This is a genomic window from Affinundibacterium baiyunense, from assembly GCF_018139645.1.
Taxonomy (GTDB): domain Bacteria; phylum Pseudomonadota; class Gammaproteobacteria; order Burkholderiales; family Burkholderiaceae_D; genus Undibacterium; species Undibacterium baiyunense.
Window position 1 is genome coordinate 554,704 of record NZ_JAGSPM010000001.1, and the last position, 20,946, is coordinate 575,649.

19 protein-coding genes and 1 tRNA gene are annotated in these 20,946 nt (G+C 43.0%); 8 read left to right on the forward strand and 12 right to left on the reverse strand.

The window, feature by feature from the left end; all coding sequences use genetic code 11:
* Nucleotides 1-88: 88 nt before the first annotated feature.
* From dnaQ to KDM92_RS02435, 4 genes are all read right to left on the reverse strand, one after another.
* A complete protein-coding gene (gene dnaQ, locus KDM92_RS02420; RefSeq protein ID WP_212682834.1) occupies nt 89-814 on the reverse strand; it encodes a DNA polymerase III subunit epsilon in 726 nt (241 codons plus the stop codon).
* 33 nt (nt 815-847) lie between these two features.
* Nucleotides 848-2,254: a tRNA lysidine(34) synthetase TilS gene (gene tilS / locus KDM92_RS02425; protein WP_212682835.1), complete on the reverse strand. Its 1,407-nt coding sequence runs from the start codon at nt 2,252-2,254 to the stop codon at nt 848-850.
* The gene (locus tag KDM92_RS02430; protein ID WP_189344318.1) at nt 2,251-3,225 is read right to left on the reverse strand and encodes an acetyl-CoA carboxylase carboxyltransferase subunit alpha; all 975 of its coding nucleotides are present in this window, start codon (nt 3,223-3,225) and stop codon (nt 2,251-2,253) included. The genes tilS and KDM92_RS02430 overlap by 4 nt, the downstream gene beginning before the upstream one ends.
* Before the next feature lie 81 nt (nt 3,226-3,306).
* Nucleotides 3,307-3,957, reverse strand: a complete 651-nt coding sequence (locus tag KDM92_RS02435; RefSeq protein WP_212682836.1) for a DNA-3-methyladenine glycosylase family protein — start codon at nt 3,955-3,957, stop codon at nt 3,307-3,309.
* A gap of 572 nt (nt 3,958-4,529) precedes the next feature.
* On the opposite strand from KDM92_RS02435, the gene KDM92_RS02440 reads away from it, so the two are divergent.
* The 6 genes from KDM92_RS02440 to aptA all read left to right on the forward strand — a co-directional run bounded on the left by KDM92_RS02440 (nt 4,530) and on the right by aptA (nt 11,060).
* Nucleotides 4,530-5,537 (forward strand): nuclear transport factor 2 family protein, encoded by a 1,008-nt coding sequence (locus tag KDM92_RS02440; RefSeq protein ID WP_212682837.1) that lies wholly within the window; start codon nt 4,530-4,532, stop codon nt 5,535-5,537.
* Entirely contained in the window at nt 5,537-7,327 is a 1,791-nt protein-coding gene (locus KDM92_RS02445) for a L,D-transpeptidase family protein (protein ID WP_212682838.1), read from the forward strand. The genes KDM92_RS02440 and KDM92_RS02445 overlap by 1 nt, the downstream gene beginning before the upstream one ends.
* Nucleotides 7,328-7,380: 53 nt before the next feature.
* Nucleotides 7,381-8,046 carry a peptidylprolyl isomerase gene (locus KDM92_RS02450; protein ID WP_212682839.1) on the forward strand — a complete coding sequence of 222 codons (666 nt, stop codon included), beginning with the start codon at nt 7,381-7,383 and terminating at the stop codon, nt 8,044-8,046.
* 229 nt (nt 8,047-8,275) lie between these two features.
* A complete protein-coding gene (locus KDM92_RS02455; protein ID WP_212682840.1) occupies nt 8,276-8,764 on the forward strand; it encodes a peptidylprolyl isomerase in 489 nt (162 codons plus the stop codon).
* A gap of 45 nt (nt 8,765-8,809) precedes the next feature.
* Complete coding sequence (locus tag KDM92_RS02460; protein ID WP_212682841.1) at nt 8,810-9,589, forward strand: UDP-2,3-diacylglucosamine diphosphatase; 780 nt, start codon at nt 8,810-8,812, stop codon at nt 9,587-9,589.
* A gap of 142 nt (nt 9,590-9,731) precedes the next feature.
* A complete protein-coding gene (gene aptA, locus KDM92_RS02465; protein WP_212682842.1) occupies nt 9,732-11,060 on the forward strand; it encodes an omega-aminotransferase AptA in 1,329 nt (442 codons plus the stop codon).
* A gap of 35 nt (nt 11,061-11,095) precedes the next feature.
* Here aptA and KDM92_RS02470 read toward each other — a convergent pair whose 3' ends face one another.
* Nucleotides 11,096-11,560: a CYTH domain-containing protein gene (locus KDM92_RS02470; RefSeq protein WP_212682843.1), complete on the reverse strand. Its 465-nt coding sequence runs from the start codon at nt 11,558-11,560 to the stop codon at nt 11,096-11,098.
* Nucleotides 11,561-11,595: 35 nt separating this feature from the next.
* Nucleotides 11,596-12,720 carry a M14 family metallopeptidase gene (locus tag KDM92_RS02475; protein ID WP_212682844.1) on the reverse strand — a complete coding sequence of 375 codons (1,125 nt, stop codon included), beginning with the start codon at nt 12,718-12,720 and terminating at the stop codon, nt 11,596-11,598.
* Nucleotides 12,721-12,991: 271 nt separating this feature from the next.
* Here KDM92_RS02475 and KDM92_RS02480 point away from each other — a divergent pair.
* Nucleotides 12,992-13,068 (forward strand) — tRNA-Pro (locus tag KDM92_RS02480).
* Between the two features lie 268 nt (nt 13,069-13,336).
* Here KDM92_RS02480 and KDM92_RS02485 read toward each other — a convergent pair.
* The 5 genes from KDM92_RS02485 to KDM92_RS02505 form a co-directional block, all read right to left on the reverse strand.
* The gene (locus KDM92_RS02485; RefSeq protein ID WP_212682845.1) at nt 13,337-14,599 is read right to left on the reverse strand and encodes a hypothetical protein; all 1,263 of its coding nucleotides are present in this window, start codon (nt 14,597-14,599) and stop codon (nt 13,337-13,339) included.
* A 24-nt stretch (nt 14,600-14,623) separates the two neighbouring features.
* Nucleotides 14,624-15,394 (reverse strand): hypothetical protein, encoded by a 771-nt coding sequence (locus tag KDM92_RS02490; protein ID WP_212682846.1) that lies wholly within the window; start codon nt 15,392-15,394, stop codon nt 14,624-14,626.
* A 62-nt stretch (nt 15,395-15,456) separates the two neighbouring features.
* Nucleotides 15,457-16,047, reverse strand: coding sequence for a hypothetical protein (locus tag KDM92_RS02495; protein WP_212682847.1), 591 nt, complete (start codon nt 16,045-16,047; stop codon nt 15,457-15,459).
* Nucleotides 16,044-16,322 carry a DnaJ domain-containing protein gene (locus KDM92_RS02500; protein WP_189344331.1) on the reverse strand — a complete coding sequence of 93 codons (279 nt, stop codon included), beginning with the start codon at nt 16,320-16,322 and terminating at the stop codon, nt 16,044-16,046. Before KDM92_RS02500 ends, KDM92_RS02495 begins: the two co-directional genes overlap by 4 nt.
* A gap of 229 nt (nt 16,323-16,551) precedes the next feature.
* Nucleotides 16,552-17,037 carry an FKBP-type peptidyl-prolyl cis-trans isomerase gene (locus tag KDM92_RS02505; protein ID WP_212682848.1) on the reverse strand — a complete coding sequence of 162 codons (486 nt, stop codon included), beginning with the start codon at nt 17,035-17,037 and terminating at the stop codon, nt 16,552-16,554.
* 439 nt (nt 17,038-17,476) lie between these two features.
* Here KDM92_RS02505 and KDM92_RS02510 point away from each other — a divergent pair, with 439 nt between their 5' ends.
* Nucleotides 17,477-18,721, forward strand: a complete 1,245-nt coding sequence (locus KDM92_RS02510) for a nitronate monooxygenase (RefSeq protein ID WP_212682849.1) — start codon at nt 17,477-17,479, stop codon at nt 18,719-18,721.
* Between the two features lie 143 nt (nt 18,722-18,864).
* Here the strand turns inward: KDM92_RS02510 and serS are convergent, their stop codons facing one another.
* Nucleotides 18,865-20,160 (reverse strand): serine--tRNA ligase, encoded by a 1,296-nt coding sequence (serS, locus tag KDM92_RS02515; RefSeq protein ID WP_212682850.1) that lies wholly within the window; start codon nt 20,158-20,160, stop codon nt 18,865-18,867.
* Nucleotides 20,161-20,946 lie beyond the last annotated feature (786 nt).

Consider the following 20,946-nt stretch of genomic DNA (forward strand, 5'->3'; position numbering starts at 1 on the left):
ACGTCGAAAAATGCAAAAAAATAAATTTTCGTCTCTCAATTTAATCGACATTTTATTTAAACCAAACTTTACTCTCGAATTCTTGTAGTTATTTTTTATTTTCAGCCGCTGCCTCATTTTGCCAAATACAGTTGCCTTGGCTTGCCTTGGCTAAATCGTTCAACAAATCGACGTGAGAATTAAGTTCATTGGCATCAGCATAAAATACCTTAACAGCATAATCTTGCTCGCTTAACTCCACAGTTTCAACAACGACAACTTCGTTCTCTTCTTCTACCTCGATACTAAAACTGTTCTGCCCTCGCGACATCGCAAGAAAAACATCTGCGAGCAATTCTGCGTCAAGTAAAGCGCCATGTAACTTTCGGTGCGAGTTCGAAATCTCATAGCGATCACAAAGCGCATCGAGCGAGTTGCGTTTGCCGGGATGTAACTCCTTGGCCTGCACTAGGGTGTCAACTACGCCATCTACATAGTCTTCTAGCTTCGACAAGCCTAAACGCTCGAACTCAGAATTTAAGAAACTCATATCAAATGGTGCATTATGAATAACTAATTCAGCACCTTGTACAAATGCAATGAACTCATCGACGATTTGTGCAAATTTGGGTTTATCGCTCAGAAACTCCGTGCTTAATCCATGAACAGCCAAAGCGCCTTCCTCAGAATCTCGCTCTGGATTGATGTAGTAATGAAAGTTATTCCCGGTAAGTTTCCTATTGACCAACTCGACGCAGCCAATTTCAATAATGCGATTACCTAAACGGGGATTCAAACCCGTTGTTTCCGTATCAAGAACAATCTGTCTAGTCATTTCAGTTAATTTTCTTTTTTAATAATACTATGTTCACGTATCTGGCTGCCAAATCAATTGAAGTCGAATGCCGCTCCTGATCGGCTCATCAGTTTCTATAAACCTTGCATCCAAACCAAGCAAACCAACAAAAAATAGCTGCTCATTGATATAAATGTACGGCAAATTTTCGCGCTGCCAAAATGGTATTTTCGCGGTTTGAAAATGGCTTTTTAGGTCGCGAGATGGTCGATTTTTCGCTAATCTCAATCGAGCGCCCTTTTGCCTTTGACGTATGATCATTTGAGTTTGTTTCAAGAATTCCGAATTTACCCCTGTTTTAGACTCCTTAAAAATCAAGGTGCCCTTTAAACTGGGAAAATATTTTTCAGTCTCCCCGCACCACGTGTACTGAAGGTCTTCCTCTTGAGCACTAAGAGTCCGATGATCTATCAAATGAATTTTGCGATCGTAGCGACAAATCGAATAGTGAGCATGTCGAATCTCCACACGAGCATCGTCACGTGCATGCCAAAGTTGTGCTTGAATTTCCGCGATCTTCGCGGTTGATGGCAATTGAACTAAATTCATCACCAGCCAATGCCGAAATAAATTATTGACTCGATCAGCGCTTAACTGCGCCATCTTCACTAAGTCAAGCACATTATTGTCGCCACAATTTTTTAAATCATTGCTCGCGATCTCATCAAGTAAATTTTGCGCTTCACGTATATGTTGCGAAGTGCGCAATAGTCGCTCAGAGAATTTCGGAAATAATTCCTCAATGACGGGCATCAACTGATGGCGAACAATATTTCGAGTAAAAAGCGTACTTAAGTTCGACTCATCCTCAATGTTGATGAGCTGACTATTTGCAGCATAATCGACTATAGTTTGTTTAGCCTCACGCAATAATGGACGGGCCACAACAAGCTGAGTTGAGCCAAGTAATTTTGGTGCAAAATTATACTCATCCATACCAGCCAAGCCACGCAAACCAGTGCCGCGAAACAATTGCATCAGCATGGTTTCTGCTTGATCGTCAAGATGATGTGCTAACAATAACAAGTTCACCTTATCCAAGTCACACATCTCACTCAAAGCTCGATAGCGCAAATTACGCGCCACCACCTCGATGCCCTGCCCTTGATTTTCGACTCTGATATTTCTGCTGCGAAATGGGATTTCTAGACGAGCACAAATTTGAGCACAATGCTGTTCCCATTGTGTCGCATTCGGACTCAGTCCATGATTAACGTGATAAGAGTAGAGGGGAATTTGAAATTGTTTAGCGTAAATGGACGCTAAATGCAGCAATACAGTTGAATCAAGACCTCCGCTGTAAGCAACCGCCAAAGCGGGCTGCTTACCACCAAGGTCTTGAGCTTGAATGATATTTGAAAGCTTCGCAAAAAAATTTTGTTCTAAATCCTTTGCACTTTGACAGTGCGCGATGCTCATTCAGCGACTCGGGTTTCCTTAAATTTACCGTAAGCCATCAGCTTCTCATGGCGATTCGCAAGTAATTCTTTTGTTTTCATGCCTTGGAACTGACGCAATGTATCTGCCAAAGCACGTTTGACCAAAGCGCACATTTGTTTTGGATCGCGATGGGCACCACCCAAGGGCTCATTAATAATCTTATCAATCAGACCCATTGCTTTGAGTCGATTTGCAGTTAAGCCTAGCGCCTCTGCCGCATCAGATGCTCGCTCGGAAGTTTTCCATAGAATTGACGCACAACCCTCTGGTGAAATAACAGAATAAGTTGCGTATTGCAGCATCAATACGGCATCACCAACAGCTAATGCCAATGCGCCACCTGAACCGCCTTCACCGATAATCGTCGCGATTAAAGGAACTTTTAATTCAGCCATCACATAGAGATTATGACCAATCGCTTCTGATTGTCCGCGCTCTTCAGCATCGATACCAGGCCAAGCACCAGTCGTGTCAACAAAGGTGAAAACAGGAATATCAAATTTTTCTGCCAACTTCATCAAGCGCATCGCTTTACGATAGCCCTCTGGCTTTGGCATACCAAAATTACGCATTGCACGCTCTTTAGTATCTCGGCCTTTTTGATGACCGATCACCATACAAGCTTGACCATTAAAACGTGCTAAGCCACCAACAATCGCGAGATCGTCGGCGAATGAACGATCGCCATGCAATTCATGGAAATCAGTAAATATTTGGGAAATGTAATCGAGTGTGTAAGGGCGCTGCGGATGACGTGAAATTTGAGATACTTGCCATGGTGTTAATTTAGCATAGATATCTTTTGTCAACATTTGACTCTTTTGTGAGAGACGATCAATCTCTTCTGAAATATCTACTGCAGAGTCGTCTTGTACAAAACGTAATTCTTCGATTTTTGTTTCGAGTTCAGCAATTGATTGCTCAAATCCTAGAAATGTCGTTTTAGTCATCGTGCCTCCTTAAAATTCCACACGAGTTAAAGAAATAAGCTTGAAAGACTTCGTGCGAGATAACGCGGAAGTCTACCCAAGTTAAGCTATTTTTTCATCTAAGCTGCGCCACATATACCAAGTTGCGACGGTACGCCATGGCTCCCAATTCGCTGCTACTTCACGCAAATCGATACGCGATACGGGCTCGCCTGAAAAATAATTTTTACTAATACCGTTTATCAAACCTGCATCGTCCAAAGGCAAAATATTAGGACGCAATAAATTAAAAATCAAAAACATCTCAGCTGTCCAACGGCTGATTCCTCGAATCTGAACCAGTTCTGCAATGACCGCTTCGTCCGTCATGTCGACCCAATTATCAACATGTACTTTACCATCTTTAAAATGACCAGCAAGATCGAGAATATAGTCAGTTTTACGCTTCGACAATCCTGATGCTAATAATTTTTCTTTTCCTGCCGCAAGCACTTCCACAGGCGTCGATTTTGGGCAAACAGTTAAGTATTTTTCCCACAAGAGATTTGCCGACACACCTGAAATCTGTTGCGCAATGATCGATCTTGTCAAGGTCGTGAATGGATCATCTCGCCCTAATAAATATAAATCACCGAATTGAGGAATCAATTTACGTAAAATTCTATCTCGCTTCATTAATTCATTTTTTGCCTCTTCCCAGTAGTGCGGAACATGCAAATCACCATTACTACGGACACGACTATTTTTATTCATTTATTGATCTTCCGTAATACACATCAACACACAGTAGCCGAAAACCAAGATCAATTTTGATCACCTAGAACGAGTAACTGCATAGATAAGAACTTAAGCGAACCGCGAATTTTACCTTATAAAGACGCAAATTGAACTAATTTTTCAGTCCAAGCTAGCACTAAGGGAAAACAAAAACAAGGAAACGTATATTTTAAAAAATACTCAATAATAATTCTGAACGCGTTTTTTTGCCCATATTCGAGTTCAATTTTGTAAAAATTCTCAGATCAAACCTTTCACGATTTTTATTGCCGCGCAACACAATTAGCTTCCCCAGTTTAAATTGCAAATCTACTTGCACTCCTTGTCTAATGCTAAAGGCACACAATTAAAGCTTGAATACAATCGCAGTACCGTCAAATCCGTATCAATCTTGAGAAGATTCTTACTTTTTCATTCGAATCTAACAAACTCAACCACGCGATACCAAGTTTATTTGTTAAGATTGCGGCTGACCAATTTAGCAAATAAGAAATCGAATCCGTTCGACAACTAAAGACTAATTAATAGAAAAGACATTAAGTTAAATTATGCGATATTCCCTAAAAACTGCAGTTGCAGCGATTGCCCTTACTGTTGGATTATCACCAATTGCGTACGCTGACGATGCTAGCGATGCGAGCAAACTATACAAAGCTGGTCAACTCAACGAAGCAATTAAAAAAATTGACTCTGTCTTGGCGCAACGCCCTAAAGATGCGCAGATGCGTTTTTTAAAAGGCATCATCCTCACAGAACAAAACAAACAGGCTGAAGCGATCACAATTTTTACTAAATTGACGGATGACTACCCTGAACTTCCTGAGCCGTATAACAATTTAGCCGTCTTGTACGCATCCAATGGCCAATTTCTCAAAGCAAGTGCTGCGCTAGAAATGGCGATTCGCACGAATCCAACTTACGGTACCGCCCACGAAAATTTGGGCGACGTGTACGCCAAGTTAGCTAGTCAATCATACGACAAAGCCTTGCAACTAGATTCAGGCAACTCCACTGCAAAATTAAAACTCAATTTAGTCAAAAACTTAATTGGTAACACCACTGGTGGTGTCAATCCAAAAACAAGTGCAGCAAATCCTGCTCCTATTGCGACAATCCCAAACACACCAACGATCGCCGCGCCACCGCCTAACCGTGCTGCCGAACCCAAAGCAACACCAGCACCTGTGGCACAGAGTAAGCCAGCCGCCGTGACTAGCGAAAAAGACGTCGTGCTTGATATTGTTGAAGCATGGGCAAAAGCTTGGAGCAGTCAAAATGTCAGCAAATATTTAGGCTATTACGCTAAAGATTTCCAAACGCCAAATAAACAGTCACGTAGTGCATGGGCCGAGGATCGCCGCTCTAGAATTGAAGGAAAAGGAAAAATCGGTGTACGTATCGACGACCCGAACGTTAGCATCGATGGAAATTCTGCCACCGTTAAATTCAAACAATATTACACCTCTGATCGCCTCTCTTCGACGAGTCGCAAAACATTGGTATTGACTAAGCAAGATGGCAAATGGCTCATTAAGCAGGAGCGTTCGGGTAGCTGATGTTTCTCTTAAATTGTAGCAAAGCTTCGACAAGCAAAATTGTCGGAGCTTTATCATTATTCGCCCCTCTCGCAGTAACTTTATGTTTTGGTTCTGTTGGTCTTGCATCTGCCAATAACAATCCCAACAAAGTTCAATTCGTCGCACCTCAAAATCCTGGCCCCAACGCCGATTTGATGTTGATTGAGGTGTATAAATTATTGGCAAGCAATGAACTCGACAAAGCGCAAGTAAAAGTCGATGAGTTGCTTCTCGCCTACCCTAATTTTCACTTAGCGTATTTAATTCGTGGCGATTTAATCTCCGTGCGAACACGCCCGGTGACACGCTTTGGCGCAGCACATAATCCGCCAAATGACAAATTAAAAGATTTACATGAAGAAGCATTAGCACGTATTCGCGCCATCACTGAACGCCCAAGCAAAGATTTGGTTCCGAGTGTTCTACTTCACATGAGTGAAGAACAACGCTACTCATTGGTGATGGATGCAAAACGCGCGCGCATTTATCTGTATGAAAATATCGCCGGCGTTCCAACTTTGATCAGTGACTATTATGTCAGTCAGGGCAAGCTTGGAATGGACAAGTTTAAAGAAGGCGATCAACGAACGCCTATCGGTGTCTATTACATTACGAATCGTTTGCCTGGCGCAAAACTTCCTGATTTCTACGGACCTGGCGCACTACCGCTCAACTACCCAAATGAATGGGATAAGTTGAAAGGACGTGGCGGATCTGGTATTTGGCTACATGGTGTTCCATCGACCAACTACAGTCGTGCCCCACTTGCATCGGACGGCTGTATCGTATTATCCAACCCAGATTTTTTAAAACTTGCGGCGATCGTAGACATTACTAAAACGCCCGTGATTATTAGCGAACGTCTTGATTTTATTCCTCGTGCGAATTGGATGACTGAGAAACAAAACGCGCGCAAACTAATCGATAGTTGGATTCAAAATATCACATCTAGTAATCCGAATTCAGCTTTCTCTCTATATAGTAAAAATTTCAAAAACTTGAGCAATGAATCGGCTGCAACATGGATTTCGAAACAAGCGGCATTTACCAATCGTCCTGCAGGTAGTGTTAAATTACGTGACGTCTCGCAATTTAAATATCCTGGTCGAGAAGAAGTTTTAGTCAGCAACTTTATTGTCGACGTTCAAACCAATAAAGGCGTGTCCTCAAACAAGCGACGCCAATATTGGATGAAGGAAGGAAATAACTGGCGCATCATTTACGAGGACAACAATCCCGTTGCTGGGCCGCGTTTAGAATCGGAATTAGTCCGTGATCTTGCGCAAAGCGCACCTAAAGACCCAGCTAAAGACGCTGTACCAGTAAAACCTGCGGAAGTAAGACCATCATCGCCAGCCATTGAGAAAGTTATCGCAAACAACAGCGCAAAGAACAGCACAAATAAGCCAGTAACACCCAAGTCAAACGGTGCGCAAACTGAAGTGATTGACACTGTTAATCGTTGGCTCAATGCTTGGAGTTCGAAGAACACTAAAAACTATCTTGCGCATTATGCGAAAGACTTTCAAACACCGAATGGTGAAACGAGAAAATCGTGGATGGAAGAACGTCGTTCAAGAATCGAAGGAAAGTCAAAAATCACGGTTAAAATTGATTCGCCCAGCGTGAAAATTGATGGCAATACCGCAGTAGTGAAGTTCAGACAGAACTATCAGTCTGGTGCTTTAGTCGCAACTAGCAGAAAAACACTGACGCTGATCAAGCAAGATGGTAAGTGGTTAATTAAACAGGAAAGAACCGGCAGTTAGGCAAGGATTCTTGCCGACAACAGGCTTAAGAAATATTACTCAAGGAGTTTATTATGCTCAAAAATAGTCGTCGTTATTTCTTACAATTCGGTGTGGCCAGTCTCATTGGTCTGATTGCACCTCTCTCTAGCGCCCAAGAGTTACCAAAAGTAAATATCAAGACCTCGATGGGAGATATCGTTCTTGAGCTATATCCAGAAAAAGCACCAAAGACCGTCGAAAATTTTTTGCGTTATGTAAAGAAAGGTCATTACAACAAAACTATTTTTCATCGTGTGATTGATAACTTCATGATTCAAGGTGGCGGCTTGACTGCTACCATGCAAGAAAAGCCAACCGACAAACCTGTTCCTTCTGAAGCCAAACAAGCTTTTGAAAAAGAATTGAAAAACGATATCGGCACAATCGCAATGGCAAGAACGATGGATCCGAATTCGGCACGAGCACAGTTTTATATCAATGTGAATAACAATGATTTTCTGAATTACCAAGCTTTGCCCGAAGGCGATCCAGTTCAAATCATGAAAAACGGCGAACCAATTACCTTACCTCGTTCGCGCGCACAAGTGCTTGCTGCAGGCTATACACCTTTTGGTAAAGTCATTGAAGGCTGGGATGTTGTAGAAAAAATCAAATCAACACCAACTTCTGAAGTTAGCATTCATCAAAATGTACCAGTAAAACCGATTATGATTATCTCCATTAAATTAATGAAGTAGTCATCAACTAAACAAATACTTAAACAATCACATGAACAACATTGCATACTGAATCGCCTTACCGTAGCTTAGTGAGGCTCATCAGGACTAAGTATATAAAGCCGGATGAGAATAACGAAGTAAACATAACGAAAGCACGTGATTTAAAACGCGTTATTTAAAATACCTTATTTAAAATACGTCCGTTAGCAAATTCAGTCGCAATCATTTATCTAAAAAAAGGATTACTATGGCCGTTCTGCTCACCACTAACCTAGGCAACATTAAAATCGAATTAAATGCTGAAAAAGCGCCTAAGACAGTCGCCAACTTTTTAGCTTACGTTGAATCAGGACATTATGTTGGTACGATTTTCCATCGTGTAATCAGTGGCTTTATGATCCAAGGTGGTGGCTTTGAAGTAGGCATGAAACAAAAACCGACCAAGGGTAATGTTGAGAACGAAGCCAATAATGGATTAAAAAATGTGCGCTATGCATTAGCAATGGCGAGAACGAGTGATCCGCATTCAGCCTCGGCGCAATTTTTTATCAACACAAGCAATAACGATTTTCTTGATTATCCTGGACAAGATGGTTGGGGTTACTGCGTATTTGGCGAAGTCACAGAAGGAAAAGATGTAGTCGATAAAATTTCCTCTTCAAAAACCACTCGTTCGAGTTTCTATAACGATGTACCGGTTGAGAACATCATTATAGAAAAAGCTGAAGTCGTTTAAAGCAACGACCTCAAACCAATCAGCCCATCAGAAGTTCAACAAACGATGAATAGCCAAGCACATCAACAACAATCATCGGTCGAAGCGCAACCCAAATCGGTTGCGCTTTTTGTTTCCGATGTTCATTTAAGTGAAGCGCTTCCTCGAACCACAGATCAATTCCTTGATTTTCTACACCATCATGCGATTCACACCGAGCGGCTCTATTTGCTAGGTGATTTGTTTGAATATTGGGCTGGTGACGATGATATCGATCACCCCTACCACCACCAAATTATTCAAGCACTTCGTGAAATCGCTGAGCGTGGTGTACAGATTTTTTGGATTGCAGGGAATCGTGATTTTTTAGTTGGAAAATCTTTCGCAGAACGCACCAAGACACAATTACTGGAAGACCCAAGCACACTACTTCTAGCAAACCGCAAACTGATTCTTTCTCATGGCGATCATCTTTGCACCGATGATGTGAATTACATGGCTTTTCGTTCACTCGTTCGGCAAGAGAACTGGCAACAACAATTTCTGACAAAACCGCTTGCGGAACGCAAGGCCATCATTGAGAGCATGCGGCAAGCAAGCAGCTCTGCTCAACAAGACAAAAGCATGGAAATCATGGATGTGAATGCATCGGCAGTAGCAGCGCTCCATCAACAATTTCCAAACAGTGTTTTAATTCACGGACACACTCACCGTCACGCCATCCATGATGAAGCACAGGGCTTACGTTATGTCTTGCCTGACTGGGATTGTGACAACAGAACGCAGCACCGTGGTGGTTGGTTGAAGTTGACGCAGGATGGGGCATTGAATTTCGTTTATTTGTAAGAGGGAGCCCTGCCGACTAATTTGGCGCTTTGCTTTCGCTTGATCGACTCGATAAATTGTGCAAACATGTTTTGTGCAGCTAGCATCTTTATCTGCTCCTGTTTCTCATTGATCACATCTCAAGCACAAGCGTTAGACCAACATGATAAATTCGCCGACAACCGAGCATCTTTGGATGCCATTCACAGCCAATAGACAGTTTAAATCTAAACCAAGATTGCTCAGTTCAGCGAAAGGCATGTACTACCAAAGTGCCGATGGGCGTGAAATTCTTGATGGCACTGCTGGACTGTGGTGCGTCAACGCTGGTCATAATCATCCAAAAATCATCGAAGCAATTCAAAAGCAAGCGGCCACCTTAGACTTCGCGCCAACATTTCAAATGGCACATCCGCTTGCATTTCAAGCAGCTAGTAAATTAGCGGAGATGTCGCCAGCAGGACTTGATCGCGTATTCTTTTGCAATGATGGTTCAGAAGGCGTAGATACCGCATTAAAAATTGCCCTTGCCTATCATAGAGTGCGTGGCGATGCTGGCCGATTTCGTCTAATTGGACGTGAGCGGGCTTATCATGGGGTTGGCTTTGGTGGTATCGCGGTTGGTGGAATTGCTGGCAATCGCAAACAATTTGGCGCTGCACTTGCAGGGGTGGATCATCTACCTCATCCACTCAACATTTCAAAAAACGCGTTTAGCAAAGGCTTGCCTGAGCATGGCGTAGAACTCGCTGACGTTTTAGAATCGCGCTTACTCGCCTTGCACGATCCAACTACGGTCGCAGCAGTTATCGTTGAACCAATACAAGGATCAACCGGCGTCATCATACCGCCAAAATCTTACTTACAAAAACTACGAGACATCTGCACCAAGTATGGAATTCTTTTGATTTTTGATGAAGTGATTACCGGATTTGGACGTTTAGGAAGCGCGTTTGCTGCCAATTATTTTGGCGTCATTCCAGACATGATCGTGTGCGCAAAAGGATTAACGAACGCCGCGGTTCCTATGGGCGCGGTGATCGTAAATACGGGTATTTACGATACATTCATGGAGAACTCACCAAAAGATGCAATCGAACTCTTTCACGGCTATACCTATAGCGCGCATCCTCTGGCCTGTGCCGCTGCAATTGCAGCTTTAGATGTCTATCAAGAAGAACAGCTATTTGAACGGGCGGCACAAATATCGACTTACTTCGAAGCAGCGGCACATCAACTAAGAGATTTACCAACAGTAAAAGATATTCGAAATCTTGGCTTGGTTTGCGGTATTGAGTTACTACCGCAAGAAGGAAAATCCACCACGCGAGCCTATGATATTTTTGAAAAATGCTTCTGGGAGAAAAATGTTTTAATTCGCACCACCGGCGATATTATCGCCCTATCGCCGCCATTGATTATTAACAAAGATCAGATCGATACTTTATTCTCGAAATTACGTGATGCGATAGTTGAGCAAGCTAAGGGCTAGCATCTAATGAAAGAAGAGCCTTAAGTCAAATCGAATTACCAACGCGAATACGGATGCTTAAACAAGTTCGCGTTGGCATAACGATGATCGTGACTGATTTCTTCACCAACCCAGTCAGGTTTTATGAAAGCCTGTGATTCCGATTGCAGCTCAAGTTCTGCCACAACCAATCCGGCATTCTCCCCAACGAACTCATCGACTTCCCAAACCAAGCCATCCAAGTCAATTCGATATCGATTTTTTTCGATAATTGGTTGTTCGCACAAGGTACTTAATAATTCCTCTGCATCAATCAAAGGAATCGGATACTCCCATTCACCACGAGAGATTCCAGAGGACTTACCTTTTAAAGTGAGCATCGCGGATTGCCCTTCTATACGCACACGCACCACCCGCCCGGGAGTCGAGCTGATATACGCCTGACGCATAAATACAGGTTGCGCAAGTTGTTGCCAACGATCAGATACAACTAAAAACTTACGCTCAATTTCAATGCCCACTTTACAGCTTCCTTCAGTAAAAGTTACGACTGAACTCAGTTTTTCAATGCAGTCAAAATAGGCTGCAACATCGCCTCACCTAATTTCATACTACGGGCGCCATCCCAACCAACTTCCAGATCTGGCATATTGGCATTGTCTTTAAATGGCAGTTCCAAGGTCAACGAGACACATTTAAAAGTATGTCCAACGTACTTCGATGCCAACTTCAGCAAATCTTCGTTGTACTTACTTGCCTCATAGCCGAACTGAGTTTGGAAATCCGGACTTGCTGCACAGAAGCTCTGAACAAACGCGTCTTGTTCTTGCTTTTGCTTCTCACTAAAACCTTCCAACATCTCACTGCCAGCGACAAACACATAAGGCAAGCCTTCATCACCATGTATATCTAAGAACAAATCACAGCCTACTTCTTCGATTTTTTTCTTCACATAGTAAACTTCAGGACTTGTCTCAATTGATGGCGTCATCCATTCACGATTTAAATTGGCGCCTGCAGCATTCGTACGCAAATTGCCGCGAACCGAGCCGTCTGGATTCATATTCGGAACAATATACAAAACTGCCTTATCCAAAATCGCACGGGCAATTGGATTCGCCAAGTCTAACAGTGCATTAAGCGTACCTTCTACCAACCACTCGGCCATTGTTTCGCCTGGATGTTGACGAGCAATGATCCACACTTTCTTTTCCGCAGATGGATTACCAACCACAACGACATTTAAGTCACGACCATCAACGGTGTTTCCTAAATCTTCCACACGCACTTGTTCAGACTGTGCAACACTTCCCAACAAGGCGAGGTGACGCTCCCAGCTGTACGGTTCAAAATACGCATAATAAACACTATCAGTTTCTGGCGTATGTTTGATCGTCATTACCTTGCCATCAAACTCAGTCTCAACTCGGAACCAATTCTCACGGTCGTAACTAGCAACAGCGCGATAATTTTCCCAACCATCAGGATAGGTAGCGGCACCCGCATTTAAGATACGAATACAAGCATCTTGATCACGCGCACCTTGTAATCGGAAGTAGAACCACTGCATAAATTCCGCGTTGGAATCTTGACGCAGATTCAATTGAATATTTTCTACATCAAGCGTGCTAACAACTTCAATCGCACCCGCATCAAAGTTCTGGCTAATCTTTATCGACATAATCATCTCTTAGTAAGTAAGTGTTCCGATAAACACAAAGAAGGAATTTGCGCATCTGTCATACGCATAGCATTATTGTGACTGCTTTTCACCGACTCTGACAATCATTAAAGTCAATTAAGAATGACTATTTTTGTAGGGAACGATAATCTATGGCAATTTAGTAATTTGATCAGATGTCTTACAAAATGTTCAGCGGCAAAATATGCAAGTTCGACACTTTTTTGATGACGAAACATTCGCAAATGTCCTATAATGCAAGCCTTCGAGTCGGGGCGTAGCGCAGCCTGGTAGCGTACATGCATGGGGTGCATGGGGTCGCAAGTTCGAATCTTGCCGTCCCGACCAATCTTCAAAATCTTCCCTGCTAAGTTTGAATTCAATCTTGAATTCAAACCTTCCATTTCAAAACCAAGTTCAGCACCCAGTTCAACATTTATTCAAGCAAAGTCTACCGATTTATTACGTCAATTTACGGCTTATAAAATTCAATAAAAATCGATGTGCATACAACAAGCTGTCACACACATCGTTAGTTCAATTTTTTCAAATTGAGCACATCGTTGATTTATCAAAAAACCTGCGCACTCAGTACACAGGGAGCGCGCTTCAATTGCTATGGAGTGGCTTTCTTTACTGGCTTAAGAATGTGACAGTTCTCTTGCAAAAATCGAAGGGCGCCGCTGTAGTTCGTATCCCAGTCATCAACCAGATAGGTTTGCGCTTCGTCAGCAAATTCTTGCCAATCAGCGAGTAAGCCCTCTTGTTTTTCGTGTGGAGCGGTTTGCTTGATCCATGCATTTGCCTTCTGAACATCCAAACCTTGTTCTCGCACTTTCTTTACAATCTGCTTCGCCGTTTTCTCTGGCAAACTTGTCTTCGCAGGCACATCTGTTGCGACGCAAAGCAATAAGGTAAGCAAAGAATCGATATCGGTTTTCCCTTTAGTGAGCTTCGACCATTCTTTAGAAACCAAGGCATCGTAATCCGATGTATCTTCCATCTCGTGAGCACAAATGAAATAGCGCTCTTTCAGCTCAAACACAAGGCGATCGAGCGAATGCTTTAGATCCAATATCAATACCAAATCACGCTTGAGAATTTCATCTAATACTTGCAAACACAGGGGATGAAACTTGCTTGGAATATCCACATCCAGAAGCAGCGACTTCGCTTGTTCTACATCGAATAATGCAGATTTCTTCGCTTTCGTTTTACTTTTTGCTTGAGCGCGTATCGCCTCAATAATTTGAGCGAATTCAACTTGATTTTCAATCGGTGCATCGCCATCACCAATTAAAAGTTTCAAAATACCAGATCGAATAACGCCGCTGGCTTCCGCATCGTCTTCTTGCAATTCGGCTTGCGTTAAATCCATTGAGCGCGCGAACCACAATGCAGCTTCAATCTCCAATGCATTTTGCTGACGGTGAGCAAGCAAGTTTCTATATTCGCTAGGCTTATCTTTTAAAGACCACACTTCTAAAAACTCTTCTACTGGCGATTTCTGCTCTCGCCCTAACAATGCATACTCAGGCATCGCATGTAAGGTCTTGAGCAAACCAGAACCGCCGCGTGACAAAGTCAAGAAGGTATTATCGCGAATTAATTTGGCTGCAATGTCCAAATCACCTTTTGAGGTTTCAAGCAAATAAAGACTAGCAAGATTGACGATACGCTTACGTGCGGTCTCAAGCTCGGGACGCAAATATTTACTACCAAAGGCATCAGCGATCTGCACCAAGCCTTTTGGTGCCTCTGCATCAATCGCCTCAATTTTTGCGCGACTGATGATAGCAAATCGCAAACCATGACGTAGCGCCGTCTCAAAAAAAGGACGGTCATCGTATATTGCAATAGCTTGTTGAGTTTCAGACATAATCAAATTAGCTTATTCCCTAGCTTACAAAGCAGACTCTTCGTCGTCATCATCGCCATCGTCATTATTCTTTTTAGGTGCATCAACTTCCTCGTCATCACTTTCTTCTGCGACCGGAGATTCAGCGAATTCATCGTTTTGCAAATTGCGTAGATACACTTGATAACGCGCACGCAATTTCATCAAAACTTCACGGAAAATCTCAGGTAATTCATAGCGCAGCAGATAGGTGACTTCCATCCAATCATGATCTTCAACACTTGCTCTATCCACGGCAGAAGCACGTGTCTCAGTATCGCGCGTCAAACTCAACAAATCATCATCAATCGCTTGGGTTTTACTTTCATCGCCATATTCATACAAATCAAATGTCGCATAGCGATAGAAATGTTCCACCATCTGCGTGCGATCTTGCAGATAATCCGCTAATGCATCGTAGCCGCCCTCCACCTCTGCAATTTCGTATAAAAATTCGGCGGCATCAGCACCATCACGAAAAATCACCGAATTAATCATGCCTCGCAATTGTTCATGCGTCAGATCAGCATAGCGCTTCTCTAGCACCACTGCTTGCGCAAACTGTTCAGGTGTCACCAATAGATTCACCAATGACTCTTTTGACGCATCGTATTCGCGAATAATCGCAAGCAAATCTTTTGCAGGAAATTCATCCAAAGCAGCAACCAATGCTTGATCACCTTCGGTTTCCGCCAAGTTTGCCAATGCATGTTCTGCGCCTGCAATATCACCTAGCTGGATCAAATTTTGCGCTTCAATTAAAGCTGGGACACTCATTTTTATTCCTTTTTTTTCACTCAATGTTTGATCAAGACAAGATATCAATAGCACAGCTACGTTTAATCTTTGCGATCAAATCCTTGCTCTGCTAACCAATCCATACCAGCCTCTTCCAGATCTACATCGTCACCGTCATCACCATCATCGCGACCATGACGACCATAGTGACCATCGAGATCACCTTGCTCATACATGTCAGCTTCTTCTTGTGATTCATCATCGCTAGCATCGTCTTCATTACTTGTTGCCATCGCTCGCGTATGGTGGCTGCGGCTTAAATATTCCAGGCAGGCAGCCGTCACCAAGAAAGTATCGCCCCCCTCTTCCGCCAGCACCATTTGCGCCATCTTCTCTGCCCACGGCTCTAGCTTCACCGCAGCAGCCAAACTCTTCCAAGTTGGCAGCTTACTGGCTTCTTTGGATGCAAGCGCTTCAAAACTTAAGGGATTCATGAAAAGAAATGCCTCATGAAAAGCAGGCGCCAACATTTCGGGATTGCTCGTCATCATTGGTAGCAAGAAGCGTAATTGCTCACGCTTCTCTTTTAATCGATGGCGCATCACATCTTTACCTTCAGAATCAGAACGTAAATCATCTAACTCTGCTTTGTATGCCAACATTAATTCTTGAAAATAGCGTGAAAATTTCACTGCATCACTCCTGACAAATAATTCTTCCAAATTTCGGTCGCTGTTTCTAATGGCGACTCTAGTAAATTACGCCGACGATTTTCATCATAAGATGCGCGCGCGGATTCATCAGAAAGCACGTCATACGCTTCTTTAACCGCATGAAACTTTACTGGAGCCAATTCCGAACTATTACGGTCGGGGTGAAACTCCGCGGCTTTAACTCGGTAAGCTTTTTTGATGTCGGCTAAACTCGCGTTGGTGGCGACACCGAGAATAAAATAATAGTCTTTCATGTCTAATTGCCTCACGATGAAAGTCATTGAATTAATATGTGGTGGGTTTGTTTGAAAAAACAATCCAACACCGAGAGTTAGCTAAGGAGAGACAACACACCAAAGCATAATCTCAATCATTTACCAGCTCACATACTCGCTCGACTCGCGGCTTGCATCAATTAGCCGCAACATTTTCAAATCAGCTGATTGAAAGCCAATCAAAGCGAGCGCAATCTAGCCAAGCCAATTAATCATCATGATGATGACCGTGCTCACCATGCACATGACCGTGGGCAATTTCTTCTTCGGTTGCAGGACGAACCGCTAAAATTTCTGCTTCGAAACGCAATTTCATTCCTGCTAATGGGTGATTACCATCAACTGTGACCAAGCCAGCATCAATCGCCGTGACACGAAATTGCGCAGCCTCTCCCGTTTCTGGATCACGCGTCTCAAACATCATGCCAACCTCTAAATCAGGTGGGAATAAACCAACATCTTCTTCATGAATTAAACTTGGGTCAATTTGTCCAAACGCATCATCTGCCTCCATAGAAACAGAAATAGTCTTACCTACAGTTTGCCCTTCAAGAGCAGCTTCAACCGCAGGCAAAATATTGTCGTAACCACCGTGCAAATACACGATAGGATCATGATTTTTATCGATCAAATTGCCTTGCTCGTCGAACATGGTGTAGTTCAAGGTGACTACAGAATCTTGAGAAATTTGCATATAAATAAGAGTTGAATTAAGTAAAGGGACACAATTTAACTGTCACCAAAACGTGCATTGTAACAGAGCGCAGCAACGTACTAAGCTGCAATAATCACGCAATGAAACTGATCTGCGTTAAAGAAAAGCATAGAAAACCCTAATAATCATGGGTTTTTCAAAGACGACAAGCCCAAAAAAGAGCACCTAGGGTAGAATTGCGCCTGTAGAAATTTGTGGTGTGGCTTTGGCAATAAATACCAGCGGAATTAGAAATCGAATTCTATTTAAGAACCTCGATCGAAATTCCGTCGATTAAGCTAGATTGAAACGTGCATAAAATTTCATTTAACTAGGTCGATACAAACAAAAACATACGCAAATAGAGAATGCGCAAATCAACGATAAAAACTAACTGCGCTGCGACATAATTTCAATATCAAGTTGTCCAAGGAAAATAATGAAACGTGTAGATGATTTTCGCCTGCGCCTAGGCAAACATGAACTTGTCCCGATTATGATTGGTGGCATGGGCGTGGATATTTCAACAGCAGAATTAGCATTAGTAGCGGCACGTTTAAATGGCATCGGCCATATTTCTGACGCCTTGGTTCACGATGTTTCTGATCGTCGCTTTGATACCAGTTTCATTAAGGACAAGACGAAACTGTACAAATACAACATCAACAACTCCGATAAAACGGATATCAAATTTGATTTAGATCTGTTAGCAGAAGCAACTAGATTACATGTTGGTCGCACAATGGAAGCCAAGCAAGGCGATGGTATGATTTTCGTCAACTGCATGGAAAAATTAACGATGAACGGTCCGCGCGACACTTTGCGCGTGCGCTTAGCGTCTGCACTAGATGCTGGGATTGATGGCATCACCTTGAGCGCTGGTTTGCATTTAGGTTCTTTTGGCTTGATCGAAGATCACCCTCGCTTCCGCGACGCAAAACTGGGGATCATCGTGTCTTCGGTGCGAGCACTACAATTGTTCTTACGTAAAAATGCAAAACTCAATCGCTTGCCAGATTACGTGATTGTCGAAGGACCTTTAGCGGGTGGTCACTTAGGCTTTGGATTGGATTGGGCGAAATATGATTTGCACACCATCGTTGCCGAAGTTTTACAGTATTTAAAAGATGAAAACCTCGCGATTCCCGTGATTGCTGCGGGTGGTATCTTTACTGGAAGTGATGCCGTTTCCTTCCTCGAAGCTGGTGCAGGTGGCGTTCAGGTTGCAACTCGCTTCACCGTGACTAAAGAGTGCGGATTGCCCGATGATGTCAAGCAAGAATACTTCAAGGCGCAAGAAGAGCAAATCATCGTTAACACGATTTCACCAACTGGTTATCCAATGCGCATGTTGAGCAACACGCCTGCCATTGGCTCGAACATTCGTCCGGGTTGCGAAGCCTATGGTTATCTGTTGGATGGCAATGGCAGTTGCTCCTACATCGATGCTTACAATCGTGAGGTAGAAGCAAATCCAGACAATAAAGATTTCAAAGTGATGGATAAAACGTGTTTATGCACACACATGCGTAACTTCAAGTGCTGGACCTGCGGACAAACAACTTATCGCTTGAAAGACACAACACGCCAATTGCCAGATGGAAGTTTTGAATTGCTGTCAGCAGAACATGTATTCCGTGATTATCAATTCAGCGTGAATAACGAAATCGCATTACCGAGCTAAGTTTGGATGAAGTTTTGTTTTATTTTGCTCTATCTGGTCAAATAATCGGATAGAAAACCAATAAATTGCTACCCAATAAAAAAACCCATCACTCAGATGGGTTTTTTATTTTCTACCTTAGGTGCTTCTCGTTATGCTTGCGGTTAGGCCTTAGGCAGTAAGCGTTCGATGCCGCCCATGTATGGACGCAAGGCTTCTGGCACGATCACACTGCCATCCTCTTGCTGATAATTCTCCAATACAGCAACCAAAGTCCGTCCCACTGCCAACGCAGATCCATTTAAAGTATGCACGAACTCTGTTTTGCCTTGCGCATTACGGAAGCGTGCTTGCATACGACGCGCTTGGAATGCGCCCATATTCGAAATAGATGAAATCTCACGATAGGTATTCTGTGCAGGCAACCAAACTTCTAAATCATAAGTTTTGGTCGCGCCAAATCCCATGTCGCCGGTACACAAACTCATCACACGATATGGTAAGCCTAATTTTTTCAGAATCATTTCTGCATGCCCAACCATTTCTTCCAATGCTTCAAAAGATTTTTCAGGGTGGGCAACTTGTACCAATTCCACTTTATCAAACTGATGCTGGCGGATCATGCCACGTGTGTCGCGACCATAGCTTCCTGCCTCTGAACGGAAGCACGGTGTATGCGCAGTCATTTTGATAGGCAAGCTCTCTAAAGGCAAAATCTCATCGCGAACGGTATTGGTTAAGGTGACTTCCGCGGTCGGGATCAAGTACAGCGATTCGCCTTCGCCATCTTGACCACCTTTTTTCACGGCGAATAAATCTTCTTCGAATTTCGGCAATTGCCCAGTGCCGCGCATAGAATCCGCATTCACCATGTAAGGGGTGTAATGCTCGGTGTAAGCGTTCTCCAAAGTTTGCGTATCGAGCATAAATTGCGCTAAGGCGCGGTGCAAGCGTGCAATGCCACCTTTCAATACCGCAAAGCGAGAGCCTGTTAATTTGACCGCTACATCAAACTCCAGCCCCAACGTTGCACCAACATCGACATGGTCTTTTACCACAAAAGAAAAGCTAGGCGGCGTTCCAACACTACGCACCACCACATTTCCTGTTTCATCAACACCAACTGGCACCGATTCGTCTGGCAAATTTGGAATCGTCAACATGAAATTGCTTAATGCAGTTTGCACTTCCGCCAAGCGAATTTCCGAGGACTTCAACTCATCTGCAATTGCCGCTACTTCTGCCATTACCGCGGAAGCATCCTCGCCTTTGCCTTTCAACATACCTACTTGCTTGGATAAGGAATTGCGCTTGCCTTGCAATTCTTCAGTACGCATTTGAATTTGCTTGCGCTCATTTTCCCAAGTATTAAAAGTCTGCACATCTAATACAAATTTACGCGTCGCTAAACGCGCAGCGACAGCGTCGATGTCTTTACGAAGTAGTTGGATATCAATCATGATCTAAAAATGAAAGTGGTAAATTGTGAGTCGAAAAATCAGTCGGCTTATCCGCACATTAAAAATCATTTGATTTTTAGCGCAAGAGAAAGTCAAACATTAAGCTTAGTCTCACTGCTAAGCAAAATCATTTTAAATTCTTGGGCTGCAAATCAGACTCACCGCAATAAAGCAGCTATTGTAACAAGGCTCATGCTTTTCCTCTATGATTTCATGCAGAATCACCAAGGCCATCAGCTAATTTACAAGTAAGACACTTTACATTGTACGTATTGCGAACACGATACTGCATCCAACATCATGGAAAACTTGATTATTGTTTTTTCCATTGCATTAGGTGAAACTAAGTAAATTTAGGTAAAACTCCTAGAACAAAAGTACGGTAATACTTGTCAAGAACAGGTAAGCCGTGGATAATCCCGACCTCGCATAAAAATACGCAAAAAAATCAATTTAATTCTCTCGCCCGCAATTGCGGGTTTTTTATTTAATTGATTCAGTGTGTTTGACGAGCTTAACGATTTAGTTCTACTGCTCGATTCGAACACTGTATTTGCTAAGTTTCCTACTTTTGCTTTTGTTGTTGCCATCCAAACTTGATTGGCATTTGTTGTCGCACTTGATTTGTTACATGAAAAACAGCTTAACACCATCCGAATCGCACATTAGCACTACGACTGTCGCTCCAGCTTCTAAGACACTCAAATTAGGCAAACCGCTCTCCATCACAAAAACAAAGACGCCAGTAGTTCAAGCGGAGACGCGCACATTTGCCTTGCCAGTCTT

Coding starts and splice junctions, on each gene's coding strand:
- KDM92_RS02445 (WP_212682838.1), top strand. CDS start 5,537: ATGTTTCTCTTAAATTGTAGCAAAGCTTCGACAAGCAAAATTGTCGGA.
- KDM92_RS02490 (WP_212682846.1), bottom strand. CDS start 15,394: ATGAGTGTCCCAGCTTTAATTGAAGCGCAAAATTTGATCCAGCTAGGT.
- dnaQ (WP_212682834.1), bottom strand. CDS start 814: ATGACTAGACAGATTGTTCTTGATACGGAAACAACGGGTTTGAATCCC.
- KDM92_RS02485 (WP_212682845.1), bottom strand. CDS start 14,599: ATGTCTGAAACTCAACAAGCTATTGCAATATACGATGACCGTCCTTTT.
- KDM92_RS02475 (WP_212682844.1), bottom strand. CDS start 12,720: ATGTCGATAAAGATTAGCCAGAACTTTGATGCGGGTGCGATTGAAGTT.
- KDM92_RS02440 (WP_212682837.1), top strand. CDS start 4,530: ATGCGATATTCCCTAAAAACTGCAGTTGCAGCGATTGCCCTTACTGTT.
- serS (WP_212682850.1), bottom strand. CDS start 20,160: ATGATTGATATCCAACTACTTCGTAAAGACATCGACGCTGTCGCTGCG.
- KDM92_RS02505 (WP_212682848.1), bottom strand. CDS start 17,037: ATGCAAATTTCTCAAGATTCTGTAGTCACCTTGAACTACACCATGTTC.
- KDM92_RS02500 (WP_189344331.1), bottom strand. CDS start 16,322: ATGAAAGACTATTATTTTATTCTCGGTGTCGCCACCAACGCGAGTTTA.
- KDM92_RS02455 (WP_212682840.1), top strand. CDS start 8,276: ATGGCCGTTCTGCTCACCACTAACCTAGGCAACATTAAAATCGAATTA.
- KDM92_RS02430 (WP_189344318.1), bottom strand. CDS start 3,225: ATGACTAAAACGACATTTCTAGGATTTGAGCAATCAATTGCTGAACTC.
- KDM92_RS02510 (WP_212682849.1), top strand. CDS start 17,477: ATGAAACGTGTAGATGATTTTCGCCTGCGCCTAGGCAAACATGAACTT.
- aptA (WP_212682842.1), top strand. CDS start 9,732: ATGATAAATTCGCCGACAACCGAGCATCTTTGGATGCCATTCACAGCC.
- KDM92_RS02435 (WP_212682836.1), bottom strand. CDS start 3,957: ATGAATAAAAATAGTCGTGTCCGTAGTAATGGTGATTTGCATGTTCCG.
- KDM92_RS02460 (WP_212682841.1), top strand. CDS start 8,810: ATGAATAGCCAAGCACATCAACAACAATCATCGGTCGAAGCGCAACCC.
- tilS (WP_212682835.1), bottom strand. CDS start 2,254: ATGAGCATCGCGCACTGTCAAAGTGCAAAGGATTTAGAACAAAATTTT.
- KDM92_RS02450 (WP_212682839.1), top strand. CDS start 7,381: ATGCTCAAAAATAGTCGTCGTTATTTCTTACAATTCGGTGTGGCCAGT.